Below are 638 nucleotides of genomic sequence, written 5' to 3'. Positions count from 1 at the left end.
TACGTTCCCGGGCCTTGTACACACCGCCCGTCAAGTCATGAAAGTCGGTAACACCCGAAGCCAGTGGCCAAACCCGCCAGGGATGGAGCTGTCGAAGGTGGGATCGGTGATTAGGACTAAGTCGTAACAAGGTAGCCGTACCGGAAGGTGCGGCTGGATCACCTCCTTTCTAAGGAGCACAGCAGTGCCGTCTGTATACAGCGGAGTAACACTGCCAAGTCATACGAAGACGAATGTTCTTCGATGGCGCTCATGGGTGGAACATTGACATTGATGCAGAACCAATTGGTTCGATCTCAGTACTTCACTTTTAGTGAATGGAAAGGGTTGGGTCAGGCGGGTTTGCATGACGCACGCTGTTGGGTCCTGAGGGACCGGAACACGAATCACCTTTTTGGTGGGACGTGGACTTTTCCTCTGGACCTTTTTCGACTGACAGTCGCGCTCTTTGAGCCGTTGGTCGTAAGGGGTACCGCCCGTACTTTGAGAACTACACAGTGGACGCGAGCATCTTAAATTTGAACCCTTCGGGGTCAAATTACAAAGATCAACACACTCTTTGAGTGTGTGATCATTGGTCAATTTCGGTCGCGAATTTATTCGCGACACTTAATCGATTCAAACTCATGTGATTTCAA

At 50.5% G+C, this 638-nt stretch carries 1 rRNA gene; it reads left to right on the top strand.

Annotated elements, in window-relative coordinates:
* Window positions 1–169: ribosomal RNA gene (locus K2F54_RS18940) — 16S ribosomal RNA — on the top strand; the annotation flags it as partial.
* Window positions 170–638 lie beyond the last annotated feature (469 nt).

Source organism: Cryobacterium inferilacus (genome assembly GCF_019599185.1).
GTDB lineage: Bacteria > Actinomycetota > Actinomycetes > Actinomycetales > Microbacteriaceae > Cryobacterium > Cryobacterium inferilacus.
Note: the sequence above shows the minus strand (reverse complement) of the source record. Positions and strands in the feature narration are given on the sequence as shown.